Source organism: Saccharopolyspora pogona, from assembly GCF_014697215.1.
Classification (GTDB): Bacteria; Actinomycetota; Actinomycetes; order Mycobacteriales; family Pseudonocardiaceae; genus Saccharopolyspora; species Saccharopolyspora hattusasensis.
This window is the reverse complement of the sequence record NZ_CP031142.1, coordinates 3,680,257-3,693,426: the sequence shown is the minus strand read 5'-3', so window position 1 is coordinate 3,693,426 and position 13,170 is coordinate 3,680,257. Positions and strand designations below refer to the sequence as shown.

Genomic DNA, 13,170 nt, shown 5'->3' with positions numbered 1-13,170 from the left:
TCCCAGCAGTCACAGACCGCTACGCCAGCACCGCTGGCACTACACACAGTGCACCGGCTGAATGTTTACGCAGCAGTTCCTTGGCTCGCCATGCCGCGCCGATCTGCCTGTCGGGTTCCAATACTCGGCCGGTGGGGCTGATCTGCAGTTTCATGCTGCGGGTTCGTATTCGTTGATGAGACCCGCGAGGACCGGGCGTCGTGTGATCCGTTCGTGGTTGAGGTTAGGGACGGGGTGGTCTGGCTGTGGAGGTCGGAGCTGCTGACCTCGGTGCGGTCGCCGACCGTTGTAGTGCCGTACGTAGTGGGCCAGTACGGTTCGTAGGTGTCGTTCACCGAAGATCAGCATGCGGTCGGTGAGTTCGGTCCTGGTGGTGAGCACGAATCGTTCGGCGAAGCAGTTCGCTCGTGGACAGCGGGGAGGAATCTTCACAGCACGGACGCCGACGTCAGCTAGCACCGCGTCGAACGATGCCGTGAATTGACCGGTTCGATCGCGAACGAGGAAGGTGAACTCGGCGGTGTGCTCGCCGAGATCCATCAGAAGATTACGGGCCTACCGGGTGGTCCATGGTCCGTCCGGGTTCGCGGTCGTGCCGAGGATGTGCACGGCGCGGTTGTGCATTTCCAGGGCGAACAGGACGTAGACCCGTTTCAGGGTGACTGCGCAGTCCACGTGAAAGAAGTCCACGGCCAGCATGGCGAGGCTTGGGTGCGCAGGAACTGCCGCCAGTTGGTGTCGGCGTGCCGGTGCGGCACTGGCGGTATCTGCCGCTGTTTGAGGATCCTGCGGATCGTCGACGCGCCCACGCGGTGGCCGAGTTTGAGGAGCTCGCCCCGGATTCGTTGGTAACCCCAGGTGTTGTTCTCTGTGGCCATGCGGACGATCAGCTTGGCAATGGTTTTTGTCGATCGGTGGGCGCCCGGATCGGTGTGGGTACGTCCACTTCTTGGCGACCAGCCGACGGTGCCAGCGCAGGACCGTATCCGGCGTGACCAGACGGTGCCGACGCAGCGTCGTCGGTAACAGCCGGATGAGCGCGGAGAAGACTGCGCGGGCGGCCCAGTCCAGGCGCGGCTTGGGGGTCGTTCTGCGGAGCACGGCGACCTCGTGGCGCAGGACCAGCAATTCCACGTCCTTGGCCGCCGACGAACGGCCGAGCAACAGCAGCCATTCCAGAAGCCGAACGAAGATCAGATATAGCAGGCGCGACGACACGGCACACGATCATGCCTCGATTGCCGCCGCCCGTCGATCACCGCAGGTCACGAGCGCGGCCAACTTCTGGAACCCGACAGGTACTGAGAGATCAGTACGCCGGGTTCGGGAGGGGGTTCCCGGGAAGCGGACCGGCGGCAACACCGACACCGCGCCCGGGAACCTACCTCACCGTGGGTTCACCCACGGCCACACCCTGCAGCAAGCCTCGGCGGCCCGCCGGTTGTTGATCAATCTCGCCGAACGGACACCGATACTGGACGGCTCGGATCAGGTGACCTTTGTGGACATTGATTCGCTGCTGCATCGGGTGTATGGCAAGAAGAAGCAGGGCGCGCGGTTCGGGCACACCAAGGTCGGTGGCTATCCGGTGCGGCTGCGGGGACTGTCGCCGCTGGTGGCCACCCTGTCCACGCCGATCGCGGCGCCGGTGATCGCCGCGATGCGGCTACGGTCCGGGTCCGCGGGCTCGGGTCGGGGCGCGGCCGGCCTGCTGACCCAAGCCCTGGCCACCGCGAAAGCGGCCGGGGCCAGCGGGAGGCTTTGGGTGCGGGCAGATTCGGCCTACCACGCCGGCGCGGTGGTCACCGCCGCCTGCAAGGCCGGGGACTGGTTCTCCATCGCCGTGGTCAACAACCCGGCGATCCGGGCTGCGATCGCCACCATCGATGATGACGACGCCTGGACACCGGTGCGCTACCCCGAGGCCTCCAGGATCCCGACACCGGCGCGGAGGTCGAGGCTGAGTTGATCAAAGGCCCATGTGCCAACGGGTTTGCCACCGAGATGTGGACTTTGGCCCGGGTTGCGGAGGTGATCGAGCGGATCACTGGGGTCCGGTATTCGCTGACGCAGACCTGGTCGATCCTGGGCGAGCGGCTGGGCTGGAGCCGGCAGAGTCCGGCACGACGGGCTGCCGAGCGCGATGACGAAGCGATCGAGGAATGGATCAAGGTCGAGTGGCCACGGATAAAAAAGGGGCCCGACGACGAGGAGCGTGGATCTGTTTCCAGGACGAAAGCGGGGTTCTCGCTGATCCCAGCCGTCAGAGCCACCTGGGCGCCGTGAGGCCAGGCCCCGGTACTGCGGCACCGTTTCGCCTGGACCCGAATGTCGATGTCGGCCGCGCTGGTCTACCGGCCCGACCGCAGCCAAGCCGCGTTGGTGTTCCTTGCCAAACCGGGCAGCTACAACACCACCTCGCTGATCGAGTTCCTCGCCGACCTGCTGGGCAACCTCAAAGCCACCGAACTGGCCAACCTCTGCCCCGACACCATCGACGAAGCCCACACCGCCGCGGACACCGGCCTGGACCGCATCGGCAACAACTACCACTGTGTTTCTCCTTCCTCGACCACACCGGACTCCCCCTATGAACCAAGATCACCCAAATACCGAAAGATCATCACCAGCGGCCATCGGTGGATCGAGGCTAAGAGCGACGTCTTGTGGAAGGCGCAACTTCAGTGTCCGCGAGTGCCTGTTCCGGAGTTCAGCCTCCAGAACAGACTGGGCCTATCGCTCGCCCCATCTCGGTGGTGTCAGGCCGGTACTGCTTCGCCGCCGAGCGTGGGAGTTGCGGTGGGTTCGGATCGGGGTGCCTGCGCCGTGGTGCGCTGCTCGTGGAGGAAGAAGGCAGCGATGAGGGAGATGATCGCGGACAGACCCATGTACGCCGCGATGGCGGTCCAGCCGCCGGTGGCGGCGAGTAGGGCGGTGGCGATGAGCGGGGCGGCTGCTGCGCTGAGGATGGTGCCGAGGGTATAGCCGATGGCCATTCCGGTGTAGCGGATGTGGGCGGGGAAGCTGTCGGAGAAGTAGGTGGGCAGGACACCGTAGTTGGCGCTGAACGGGATGAACAGCACGATGAACCCGATGAGCATGAGCCCGTAGTTGCGGGTCTCGAGCAGGGCGAACCAGATGAACGGGGTGGGCAGCAGCAGCGCTGCCGAGATCAGGAAGATCTTGCGCCGGTCCCAGCGGTCCGACAGCCAGCCGAAGAACGGCATCGCAACGGAGTTGAACAAGTAAGCCAGCAGCACGAGGGTGAGGATGGTGTTGTTGCCGACCTGGAGATGTACACCTCCGTAGGACAGGGAGAACACCGCGGCCATGTAGAAGGTGACGCCGGCGGCGATATAGGCCAGGGCGGTGAGCAGGACCGGGCGCAGGTGCTTGCGAAAGGTCTCGACGATGGGTGCGCGACGGCTGTCGGTGTCGGAGCGCATCTGCATGAACTCGGGGCTTTCCTCTACCTTAAGCCGCACGACGAGACCGAGCACGACCAGGACGGCGCTGGCCAGGAACGGCAGCCGCCAGCCCCAAGTGAGGAAGTCGGGTCCGGCGATCGCCGAGGCTGCGATGAACACCAGGTTGGACAGGATGAGTCCGAGTGCCGAGCCGGAGTTGACGATGGCGCCGAACAGTCCGCGTCGTCGTGGTCCGGCGTGCTCAACACACATCAGGACGGCGCCGCTGTACTCGCCGCCCAGCGACAGGCCCTGCACCAGACGCAATAGGACCAGCAGGATCGGGGCGAGCGCACCGATCGTGGCGTAGGTCGGCAGGAGACCGATGAGGAAGGTTGCGCCACCCATCATGGTGAGGGTGATGACCAGCGCGTTCTTGCGGCCGAGGCGGTCTCCGAAGTGACCGAAGATGGCCGCGCCGACTGGGCGGGCGACGAACGCGACGGCAAATGTCGACAACGAGAGCAGGGTGCCGACGACCGAGTCGAAGGACGGGAAAAAGACCTTGTTGAGGACCAGGGCCGAGGCGAGCCCGTAGATGAAGAATTCGTACCACTCGATGGTCGTGCCGGCGAGGCTGGACAGCAGGACCCGGCGTTTCGCTGTGCGGTCGGGGCGGGCGGGAACCGTTGACTCATTGGTGGACGTGCTCACGGTGTGGCGCTCCTAGGCTTCTTTTGAGCTGGACCGGCGTCGGCCGGTCATGGTCTCGGTGATGATCTGGTGGTTGTCGGCGAGTTGCTGGCGGGCTACGGCCTCGGCGGCGTCGTCGCTGCCCTCAATCAGGAGCTCGACGAGCTCCTCGTGGGTGTGTGCGACGTTGGCGACGATTTCGACGGCCTTGCCGGATGCATAGATCTGACGTTCGAGTCGCTCGAAGAGGATCCGCACGAACCGGGTCATGAGGGCGTTGCCGGATGCGTGGGCGATGGCGGCGTGGAAGTTGGTGTTGGCGTGCAGGAACCGGGTGGCGTCGTCGAGGGTGCGTACGGTTTTGGCGTCGCGGCAGCGAGCATCGAGATCGAGCAGTTGCTTGGCGTCGACCCGCCCGGCTGCGAGTCGGGCTGTGGTGGGTTCGAGGACCAGCTGCAGCTGGTAGAGATCACGAGTTCCGAGCTCGTCGTCGCCGGCGACGACGTAGCCGTAGCGGGGCAGGACGTCGACGAGTGCCTCTTGGTAGAGGCGGTTGAGCGCGACGCGGATCGAGGCCCGCCCGAGCTTGTAGCGGTCGGCGAGTTCGGCTTCGGTGAGGCGGGCGCGCGGTGGGATCACGCACTGCACGATGTCGGTTTTGATCGCGTCGTAGGCCGCGTCGGACTGTGAGGTCGCTGGGACGCCGACGATGCTGAGCCGGCCGCGATAGTTGCGGCCGCTGACACCAAAAGCGTCGAGGTCGTCGGTCATGCCTGGTCCAGCGCGGCGAGTGCGGTGCGCAGCTGCTCTTCGACCTCGGGGCCCACGGGCTGCAGGGGCGGGCGCGGCGCACCGGCCGGGCGGCCGATGAGCCGTAGACCGCACTTCACCGCGGCGCTGAGGTTGTTGTTGACCAGCAAGTTGGCCAGTGGCGCGAGAGCACGGTCGAGCTGCTGTGCCCGGTCGAGGTCGCGGTCCTGCACCGCGGCTTGGTGCAGCTGCACGCACAGCCGGGGGACTAGGTTGGCCATCCCGGTGGTCCACCCCCGGGCGCCGGCGACGAACGCGGGCAGCGCGTAGGGGTCGAAGCCACCTCCGAGAACCTCCAACCGGTCGCCCACGGTCTGCTGGATCAGCGGGATTCGGTTGACGTCCATCGTCGCTTCCTTGACCGCGACCAGCGTCGGATTTTCCACCAGCTTCTCCAGCAGGTCGGTGGTGAGGTCGACCTGGGAGGTGAAGGGGTTGTTGTAGAGGATCAGGGGAAGCTCGGTGCTCGAGGCCACGGCCTGGACGTGGGCCAGCACCTGCTCGGCACCGAGGGCGTAGTAGGTCGGGATGCTCAGCATGACCCCGTCGGCGCCGATGTCTTGTGCATGGCGGGCGTAGGCGACAGCGTCGCGGGTCGTGACAGCGGAGACCCCGATGATGGCTGGAACCTGGCCGCTGAGCGTTTTCACCGTCGCCTCGGCGATCGAGTGTCGCTCGTCCGGGTCGAGGTAGGCAAACTCGCCGGTGCTGCCCAGCGGGATGATGCCGTGCACCCCACCCTCGCTGAGCCAGCCCAGCAGGCTCTCATAGGCGTTCAGGTCGAGGCGATCGCCGGCGTTGTCCATCGGCGTGGCCGGGAATGCGAGCACGCCGTCCAGGGTCAGGTTCACAGGTTCTCCTCGGGAAGAAGATCGATTGCGCCGACCAAAACTGGCCTTGAAATCTCTCTGACATGTCAGCGCGGTATTGAAGCTACGTCGTGTCCTGGACGTCGTCAACAGGTCCGCCGTGGGGACTATTTCGGGATCGCGGAAGACGAAGTACGCAGGTAGCGGGCCCAGAAGGACCTTCGCGGTCGGCGTGCCGGGTTCGACCGCAGCGTCTCACCTCGTGCGTTGTTCCCGGACAGGGCACTGATGCCAGAGGCGTCACACAGGGTTCCGCCGGGCAAGCCACGAGCCCGCCGTGCAGGAGCGAGCTCAGAAGAATCGACCTTGGAACAGTCGAGTTCAGAGGATGCCTAGAGCCTTGGCAGGGCTCCCCGGCCCTTCTTGACCGATCTTGTGAAGTAAAAGATCAACTTTTCGGCGTGTCGGTTCTCGTTGGGTTCGGCGCGGACGCCGCGGCGAGGAGTTCGGCGGCGGTGCGGTAACGGGCGGACGCTGGGGGCGGGAGATGGCCGTCCTGCTCCAGAAACGGCCGCGTCTCGCGGATGACGCCGCCGATCGCGGAGCGGCTGACGTCGCCAAGGGCGTCGGCGAGAACGTCCAATGTGCACAGTTTCCTCGACTACCGTAAGTCATCGATGGAGCAGGCCGAAGCCCGCCCGAACCCGGCTAATCTCGAAGACTCCTTAAGTATCTGTCCGCGGACCTGTGGGCCGGTGCCTGAATTTCAAGTTCACTCGCGTCCGTAGGCTCAGCCGTCCAGAGCCGTTACCTTTCACCGGTAGACCGGGAACAACGCCTGCGTTCGGGGGCTGACAGCGTGGCCTGCTCCCATTGACTCACACACCACACGATAGTTCGGGCGGCCACTTCAGTTGGCGATCCCCGTCAACTGAAGTGCCCGGTCGTCGCGCGTTTGCTGCAGTGGAGCGCTGCACGATCTGTCGAGGCCGACAACCCTGCGCAGTCCGCGTGGTGGCGACGAGCTTCACGGTTGGAGGCGTACGTGGGACCAGTCATTGCCGGTCCGGGTGTACTGAAGTCTGCGATGCAGCCTGGTTGATTTACCTTGCCAGAACTCGATGGTGTCCGGGACCAAGCGATAACCGCCCCATCCGGCCGGGCGGGGAAGTGGCTCGTTCGCGTCGGTGAGTTCCTGTGCTCTGGTGTGCAGCGACTGCTCGTCGTGCAGCGGGGTACTTTGGGCTGATACTGCAGTTGTCGCCTGCGCGGCGACCGGCCGTTCGGCGAAAAGTTCGTCGGATTTTTCCGCCGGTAGCGGCTCGACAGGACCTGAGACTGTGATTTGCTGCAATGTTTCGCGCCAGTAGAAGTTCATTGCCGCGAATGGGTTAACCGCGATGTGCCGGCCTTTGCGGCCGCTGGTGTGCGAGGTGAACACGATCGCACAGTTGGTGATCTCCTTGATCAGCACGATTCTGTTTACCGGTCGGCCATGCTCGTCTGCGGTCGCGAGCGAGACCGCGAGGGGTTCCCGCACGTCATGATCGGCAGCGATGGTCAGCCAACGATGAAGCAGTTCGATCGGATCTTCAAGCGGAGTGTCGAATTCCGGCAGTACGAGACTCTCGTCGCCGCTGAGAGTTTTCGTTGGCGCCTTCTTTTCCATTCACTTATCCCCATATTCCTATTAATGTGAGTCATCCACGGCCGTGGATCGCGGTATATAACACTAGGCGGGCGAGGTCGTTCTTCAGGAATCGGACGGTCGCGTTCATTCGCGACATCATCCCTTGTGGACATACGCTTTGCCGGAAACTGATCTGCGCCACATTATAGATGATCAGTCCGTAGTTCGTTGACGATCGCGCGGTGCTCCACCAACACACCCTTCGGGCGACCGGTGGATCCGGAAGTATAAATGACACAGGCAGGGGATTCGGGTCCCGAACGGACCAAATCGGTCCTTGGCTGCGCCGTGATCTCGTCCCTGCCGATGACCGCCACAGGATTTGCGTCCTCAAGCATAGTTGAGAGCCGCTCGGCCGGCAGATCGACGTCAAGCGGTAGACACGCCGCACCGGCTTTGAGGATCGCGACGAGCGTGACCACGAGCTCAATGGAACGGGGAAGTGCCACCGCGACAACCCGTTCCGGTCTCGCACACAAGGTCGCGAGCTGCCGGGCAAGTAGCGTCGCACGCCATCAAGCTCGGCGTACGTCAACTGCTCACCTTCAAACCGCACTGCGACGTTAGCGCAACCGCCATGCCATGGGAGGGGGCGGCGGCGTCCCGCCACGGTGCGAAACCGCCGCCCGCCCCTCCGTCCCAGCCTTGCTTCGCCTATCGAAATTCGATAGATTTCCATCGCAGATCGATGGAAGGTGGGCCATGGGAAAGCTGACAGTGCGTGCGCTGCGTGCCGTGCTCGTGGTAGTGCTCGTCGGCACCGTGTTCGTACAGGCATTGATGGTGTGGGCGTTGGTCAGCGGGAGCGACCCGGAGGACGGGTCGCTCCCGCTGACCCCGCTGCGCGTGATCACGATCCTGGGCATGGTGTCGGTCCAGGTCATCGGGGTCTGCGTGTGGCGGCTGGTGACGATGGTGCGACGCGGAACCGTGTTCTCCCACGCCGCCTTCCGGTACGTGGACGTCGTGATCGGCGCGATCGTGGCGGCTGCCCTCGTGTGGTTCGCGGTCACGGCCCTCAATGCGCCGGGCCAGCGGGACGACCCGGGCGTCACCGTCATCATGGGCGGGGTTGGCGTGGCCATCCTGGGGGTCGCGCTCATCGTGCTCGTGCTGCGGACGCTGCTCGCCCAGGCCGTCGCGCGCGATGTCGAAGCGGCACAGATGCAGGCCGAGCTGGACGAGGTGATCTGATGCCAATCGCCGTCGACATCGACGTGATGCTGGCCAAACGGAAGATGTCCGTGGGCGAGCTCGCGGACCGCGTAGGGATCACGCCCGCCAACCTGGCGGTACTCAAGAACGGCCGCGCCAAGGCCGTGCGCTTCACGACGCTTGCCACGCTCTGCGAGGTGCTCAAGTGCCAGCCGGGCGACCTGCTGCGCTGGGAGGCCGAGGACGCCGCGGGCGGATGACGTCCCCCAAAGGCGGGCGTGAAAACGGCGCAGCATCCTGGTTGCCGCCGAATGTCGACACCAGTGCGGATCGAAGTCGATCCCGGTGCGGTGCCGCAGCCGTTTCACCAACTCGTAGACCGCCGGGTAGGACAACGCGTGTCCGCTGGGTTCGGCGAAGAGGTTCACGAACACGTATTGTCTGGGTCTTGACGTTATCTTGAGCAGCACGCTGGACTTGCTGGGGTAATGGGGTGCATGTGCGGTTTCTGTCGGGATAACGCTGGGCAGGCTTACAGGGATTCGAGGAAGGCGAGGAGGTGGTCGGGGGGCTGGTAACGGCCTGGCGGGACGTCTGGTGGTGTGGTGCGGTCGAGTGCGCGTTCTTTCAATTCGAGGTCAGCGTGGATGTAAATCTGTGTGGAGCGGATGTCCTGATGGCCAAGCCATAAGGCGATGACCGCGTTGTCCACGCCGGTGCGACGTAAATGCATTGCGGTGGAATGACTCAAGGTGTGCGGCGTGAGGTTTTTGTCGGCCAGCGAGGGACATGCCTGTGCGGCGGCCTTCTGATATTTGATGATCCGGACGTGGACGGCATCTCGTGACATCGGCGTTGCTTGCCGGGTCGTGAAGAGCGGGTCGGCTTGGTCTTTGCCTGGGTGTTGAGCGAGCCACTCGTGTAGTGCCGCGATGGTTTGGGCGTCAAGTGGTGTGCAGCGTTCTTTTCGTCCTTTCCCGATGCAGCGCACGTGCGCTCCGGCGCCCAGGTGGAGGTCGCGACGGGCGAGTTGGGTGAGTTCGGAGACGCGCAGACCCGTTCGCAGAGCGGTGAGGAGGAGGGCGTAGTCCCGGCGGCCTATCCAGGTGCTGCGATCGGGGACGGCCAGAAGCGCATCGCTTTCAGTGTCGGTCAGCCAGCTGACGAGGGTGGTGTCGATGCGGCTGGCCTCGATGGCGAGCACTCGCTGGATGACGGCCGCGTTGTCGGGCGCGCGCAGGGCCGCGTAGCGGAACAACGAGCGGATCGCCGACAGGCGCGTGTTGCGAGTTCGGGGGCTGTTATTGCGTGTGGTTTCGAGCCAGCACAGAAATGAGGTGATCACATCGGCGTCGAGTTGGCCGACGTCCAGCTTCCATGGCGGGGTGCCGATGGCTTGCTGGGTGAAGCTCAGTAGCAGCCGGAAGGTGTCGCGGTAGGCGCGGATGGTGTGCTGGCTGGCGTGTTTCTGCGTGATCATCCTGTCGGTGAAGAAGCTCTGCAGGATAGGCGCGAGATCACTCATGTGAATGCCTCCCGGTTGCGGTGGCGGGCGACTTGTCGGCAGCGAGAGCGAGAAGTTCCGGGCTGGCTTGCAGGTACCAATAGGTCGCTTGAGGGTCGACGTGACCGAGCCAGGTGGACAGGGTCGGCAGGCGCGCATCGACGTCGACGCCGGACCCGTACCACGTCAGGAGCGTGTTGACCGCAAAGGTGTGCCGCAGGTCCTTCAACCGCGGCCGGGTCAGCTCGGAGCGTGGCCGAAGGCCGATGGTGTGGGCGAGCCGGGCGAAGGACCGTTCGGTGGAGATGACGTTCAGCCGGGTGCGTTGCATGGACACCAGCAGGCTCGGCTCGGCCGGATGGGGGTAATGCCGATCACGGTGGCGGCCGTAGTCCTGCAACGCCGTGACGGTGCTGGAGTCCAGGATGAGCTGGCGGGTCTTGCCGTACTTACCGCGGAACACCGTGAGAGTTCGGTTGTCTGGGTCGAAATGGTCCCGGTCCAGGCGGTATGCCTCGGAAGGCCGTAGCCCGGTCACAGCCAACAGCCCGATGAGCGTCTGGTAGGTCAGCCCGGCAGGTCCGTGGCGCATCCGGCCTGCGGCCCGCATCAGGGCGACCACCTCGTCGTCGCTGAACAGGTAGGGCGTGGGGCGGGTGTATTGGCGCGGGAGCAGATTGGCTGGCGGCACTTGGTGGCTGGGATCGAGGATGTGCAGGTGGAGGGCGAAGCCCCGTATGGCGCTCAGCCGCAGCCAGTGCCAATAGGCGGCGGTGTCTTGCGGCGCGGTGGCCCACGCCACCATCGCATCGACGGTAAGGTGCGTGACGCCCAGTGCGTCGAGATGATTAGCGAAGTCCAGTAGTAACCGACCGGGCTCCCTCAACTCATAGCCCAACGACCGGCGCATCCGTAGATACCGTTGCGCGGCATCGCGCGTCACGCCCATGGGTTCGCCTCCTCCGGATCGGCCAGCGGCCAGGGACGCACGAGCTCAGCCAAGGCAACTCGGTCCACCTTGGCGTAGATCGAGGTCACGGAAACGCTGCGATGTCCCAGCACCAGCCCGATTTCCGACAGTGACGCCCCGGCGGCGAGCAGATCGCTGGCCAGGGTGTGGCGCAGGCGACGCGCACCACCCGAGGCGACTCCCGCAGCAGCGCAGTGCCGCCGCGCCAGCAAAGTCACCGCCGCCCTGGTAGTCGGTCGTCGTGGCGCGACCACCGACATGAACACCGCACGGAAGGCGCCGGCAGCTGGTCGGATCTGCAAGTAGTCCACTAGCGCCTGCCCGACGTCCACCGGCAGGGGAAGTTCCTCGCTGCGGCCGCACTTGCGGCGCAACACCACCGTCCCGGCCCGCCAGCGAATGTCGTCCAGCTCCAGCCCGGCGACCTCATGCGCGCGTAACCCCAGCCGCGCCAGCAACATCAGAATCGCGTAATCTCGGCGCCCTGTCGTGCTGGCACGGTCACAGGTGGCCATGACCGCGGCCATCGCTGCAGCGTCCAGCCGCGCTGGCAACCCTGACAATTTCCAGCCCGCGGCCGGTGGAACCGCTTCATCGAGCTCCCGCCCGACGGTTCCGCTTAAATACAGATAACGCAGGAACACCCGCAGGCCGCCCGAGATGCTCTTCGCCCCGGCGCCCTTGTCACAGACAAACCCGATCACCTGCTCGGCCGACAGCGCGGCAAGAGCGTCAGGGAACGGATCGGGAAGACCGTCCAAAAACACCGACGCGATATGCAAATACTTCGTGACCGTGAGCAGCCTCAGACCGCGTTCCCTCGTCAGATAACGCTCATACGCAACCAAGAGCTGTTGCCGTGGCGTCTCCAGCGGTGGCTCCGGCACCGTGGCCACCCCGATGCTGCGGAGATACGCCAGCATCGGCGCCAACGCGCGCTCGGTCGGCCGAGACCGGCCCGACGCCCGGATCACCTCCGCGAAAGCGCCGCGCCACCACCTCCGACAAGGCGTCAGCCGCAACGCCCTCCCCGGCCAGCCAATGGCTCAGCCAACCCATCCACCCCAACTGATGCCCGACAGTCGAAGGGGCATAGCCCTGGCTGATCAGCCACTGAGCGAACCCAGCGGAGTAGGGCCCCAACGGGCCATTCACGCTCGCGCCATCCAACCGCCGCATCACGAACACTCCTTCCGATCAAGGAAGCCTTCACCCGAGCGACGAAACAGCCATACTTCAGGAAACGATCAACGTTCGTCATTATCCCGCCAACTGCGGCACAAAGACTCTGCCATTCAGGCGACTCCGTTACCGACTCAAGATAACGTCAAGATTCAGACAATACGTGTTATCTGGATGTCCAGATAACACGTAGTCCGAATCCACCTCGCCGCCGGAGCATGCGCCAAGAAATCATCGAGACCCTGCGTGGAGCGGTCATCTCGGGCGAACTACGTCCGGGTGTCGTCTACTCGGCACCTAGCCTGGCCGAGCAGTTCGGTGTGTCGGCTACGCCCGTCCGCGAGGCCATGCTCGACCTGGCCAAGGAAGGCCTCATAGATACCGTCCGCAACAAGGGCTTCCGCATCACCGAGCCGACCGAGCGCGAACTCGATGACCTCACCGAGCTCCGCTTGCTCATCGAGGTCCCGACGGTGCGCCGGATTGCCGAAGCAGGGGTAGCACCTTCGGACATCGAGCGTCTGCGCCCCCTCGCAGCAGGGATCGAGGACGCCGCCACCCGCCATGACTTCATCGCCCATGTCACGATCGACATGGAGTTCCACCTCACCCTGCTCGGGTTCGCTGGCAACGCACACCTCGTTGAGACAGTTCGGTCGCTGCGCGCACGGTCCCGCATCTACGGCCTCAAGACCCTCGCTGAACGCAACGAGCTGATCCCGTCGTCGCACGAACACGCCGAGCTGCTCGACCTCATCGAAGCCCGCGACGCCGACGGTGCGGAAGAACTCATGCGGCGTCACATCGGCCACGTCCGCGGCATCTGGGCCAGCGAGAAACGCGCCGAGGAAGCCGCGGACGAGGCACCTGGAGACGATTCGAAGCGCTGACCCGCGCCGTGCCATCGCCATTCCGGCTTTGCTTAGGGCGATCGCGCCACGCAGACGGCT

15 protein-coding genes and 1 pseudogene are annotated in these 13,170 nt (G+C 64.8%); 5 read left to right on the top strand and 11 right to left on the bottom strand.

The features are described 5' to 3' along the window. Positions 1-150 precede the first annotated feature (150 nt). On the bottom strand, positions 151-540 hold the full coding sequence (locus DL519_RS46575; RefSeq protein WP_223839103.1) for an integrase core domain-containing protein: 390 nt from the start codon (positions 538-540) through the stop codon (positions 151-153). A 15-nt stretch (positions 541-555) separates the two neighbouring features. After that, positions 556-1,218, bottom strand: a complete 663-nt coding sequence (locus DL519_RS46570; RefSeq protein WP_223839102.1) for a hypothetical protein — start codon at positions 1,216-1,218, stop codon at positions 556-558. 283 nt (positions 1,219-1,501) lie between these two features. On the opposite strand from DL519_RS46570, the gene DL519_RS16545 reads away from it, so the two are divergent. Together DL519_RS16545 and DL519_RS16540 are read left to right on the top strand one after the other, a co-directional pair. After that, entirely contained in the window at positions 1,502-1,969 is a 468-nt protein-coding gene (locus tag DL519_RS16545; RefSeq protein ID WP_190816105.1) for a transposase, read from the top strand. 35 nt (positions 1,970-2,004) lie between these two features. Further along, a complete protein-coding gene (locus DL519_RS16540; protein ID WP_223839100.1) occupies positions 2,005-2,286 on the top strand; it encodes a helix-turn-helix domain-containing protein in 282 nt (93 codons plus the stop codon). Between the two features lie 473 nt (positions 2,287-2,759). Here the strand turns inward: DL519_RS16540 and DL519_RS16535 are convergent, their stop codons facing one another. The 6 genes and pseudogenes from DL519_RS16535 to DL519_RS50035 form a co-directional block, all read right to left on the bottom strand. Then, positions 2,760-4,121, bottom strand: coding sequence for an MFS transporter (locus tag DL519_RS16535; RefSeq protein WP_190816103.1), 1,362 nt, complete (start codon positions 4,119-4,121; stop codon positions 2,760-2,762). Between the two features lie 12 nt (positions 4,122-4,133). Then, positions 4,134-4,871, bottom strand: coding sequence for a GntR family transcriptional regulator (locus DL519_RS16530; protein WP_190816100.1), 738 nt, complete (start codon positions 4,869-4,871; stop codon positions 4,134-4,136). Further along, a complete protein-coding gene (locus DL519_RS16525) occupies positions 4,868-5,761 on the bottom strand; it encodes a dihydrodipicolinate synthase family protein (protein ID WP_190816099.1) in 894 nt (297 codons plus the stop codon). Before DL519_RS16525 ends, DL519_RS16530 begins: the two co-directional genes overlap by 4 nt. Positions 5,762-6,167: 406 nt before the next feature. Beyond that, a pseudogene (locus DL519_RS16520) lies at positions 6,168-6,377 on the bottom strand (hypothetical protein); the annotation flags it as partial. A 369-nt stretch (positions 6,378-6,746) separates the two neighbouring features. Beyond that, the gene (phzG, locus tag DL519_RS16515) at positions 6,747-7,388 is read right to left on the bottom strand and encodes a phenazine biosynthesis FMN-dependent oxidase PhzG (RefSeq protein WP_190816080.1); all 642 of its coding nucleotides are present in this window, start codon (positions 7,386-7,388) and stop codon (positions 6,747-6,749) included. Positions 7,389-7,552: 164 nt separating this feature from the next. Further along, complete coding sequence (locus DL519_RS50035; RefSeq protein WP_223839099.1) at positions 7,553-7,888, bottom strand: AMP-binding protein; 336 nt, start codon at positions 7,886-7,888, stop codon at positions 7,553-7,555. A 223-nt stretch (positions 7,889-8,111) separates the two neighbouring features. Between DL519_RS50035 and DL519_RS16505 the strand changes: the two genes are divergently transcribed. Both DL519_RS16505 and DL519_RS16500 read left to right on the top strand, forming a co-directional pair. Continuing rightward, positions 8,112-8,603, top strand: a complete 492-nt coding sequence (locus DL519_RS16505; protein WP_190816078.1) for a DUF2975 domain-containing protein — start codon at positions 8,112-8,114, stop codon at positions 8,601-8,603. Next, positions 8,603-8,824 carry a helix-turn-helix domain-containing protein gene (locus DL519_RS16500; protein ID WP_168587851.1) on the top strand — a complete coding sequence of 74 codons (222 nt, stop codon included), beginning with the start codon at positions 8,603-8,605 and terminating at the stop codon, positions 8,822-8,824. The genes DL519_RS16505 and DL519_RS16500 overlap by 1 nt, the downstream gene beginning before the upstream one ends. Before the next feature lie 272 nt (positions 8,825-9,096). On the opposite strand, the gene DL519_RS16495 is transcribed toward DL519_RS16500, so the two are convergent. From DL519_RS16495 to DL519_RS16485, 3 genes are read right to left on the bottom strand one after another with little or no spacing between them, the layout of a single operon-like run. Further along, complete coding sequence (locus tag DL519_RS16495; RefSeq protein ID WP_190816076.1) at positions 9,097-10,089, bottom strand: tyrosine-type recombinase/integrase; 993 nt, start codon at positions 10,087-10,089, stop codon at positions 9,097-9,099. Then, a complete protein-coding gene (locus DL519_RS16490; protein ID WP_190816074.1) occupies positions 10,082-11,017 on the bottom strand; it encodes a tyrosine-type recombinase/integrase in 936 nt (311 codons plus the stop codon). The genes DL519_RS16495 and DL519_RS16490 overlap by 8 nt, the downstream gene beginning before the upstream one ends. Then, entirely contained in the window at positions 11,008-11,961 is a 954-nt protein-coding gene (locus DL519_RS16485) for a tyrosine-type recombinase/integrase (protein WP_223840300.1), read from the bottom strand. Before DL519_RS16485 ends, DL519_RS16490 begins: the two co-directional genes overlap by 10 nt. A 477-nt stretch (positions 11,962-12,438) precedes the next feature. Here DL519_RS16485 and DL519_RS16480 point away from each other — a divergent pair, with 477 nt between their 5' ends. Beyond that, positions 12,439-13,110 (top strand): GntR family transcriptional regulator, encoded by a 672-nt coding sequence (locus DL519_RS16480; RefSeq protein WP_190816070.1) that lies wholly within the window; start codon positions 12,439-12,441, stop codon positions 13,108-13,110. Positions 13,111-13,170 lie beyond the last annotated feature (60 nt).

Excerpts from the sequence above, each read along its gene's own strand:
- DL519_RS16480 (WP_190816070.1), top strand. The coding sequence starts at position 12,439 with ATGCGCCAAGAAATCATCGAGACCCTGCGTGGAGCGGTCATCTCGGGC.
- DL519_RS46575 (WP_223839103.1), bottom strand. The coding sequence starts at position 540 with ATGGATCTCGGCGAGCACACCGCCGAGTTCACCTTCCTCGTTCGCGAT.
- DL519_RS16540 (WP_223839100.1), top strand. The coding sequence starts at position 2,005 with ATGTGGACTTTGGCCCGGGTTGCGGAGGTGATCGAGCGGATCACTGGG.
- DL519_RS16485 (WP_223840300.1), bottom strand. The coding sequence starts at position 11,961 with ATGCTGGCGTATCTCCGCAGCATCGGGGTGGCCACGGTGCCGGAGCCA.
- DL519_RS16495 (WP_190816076.1), bottom strand. The coding sequence starts at position 10,089 with ATGAGTGATCTCGCGCCTATCCTGCAGAGCTTCTTCACCGACAGGATG.
- DL519_RS16530 (WP_190816100.1), bottom strand. The coding sequence starts at position 4,871 with ATGACCGACGACCTCGACGCTTTTGGTGTCAGCGGCCGCAACTATCGC.
- DL519_RS16505 (WP_190816078.1), top strand. The coding sequence starts at position 8,112 with ATGGGAAAGCTGACAGTGCGTGCGCTGCGTGCCGTGCTCGTGGTAGTG.
- phzG (WP_190816080.1), bottom strand. The coding sequence starts at position 7,388 with ATGGAAAAGAAGGCGCCAACGAAAACTCTCAGCGGCGACGAGAGTCTC.
- DL519_RS16500 (WP_168587851.1), top strand. The coding sequence starts at position 8,603 with ATGCCAATCGCCGTCGACATCGACGTGATGCTGGCCAAACGGAAGATG.
- DL519_RS16490 (WP_190816074.1), bottom strand. The coding sequence starts at position 11,017 with ATGGGCGTGACGCGCGATGCCGCGCAACGGTATCTACGGATGCGCCGG.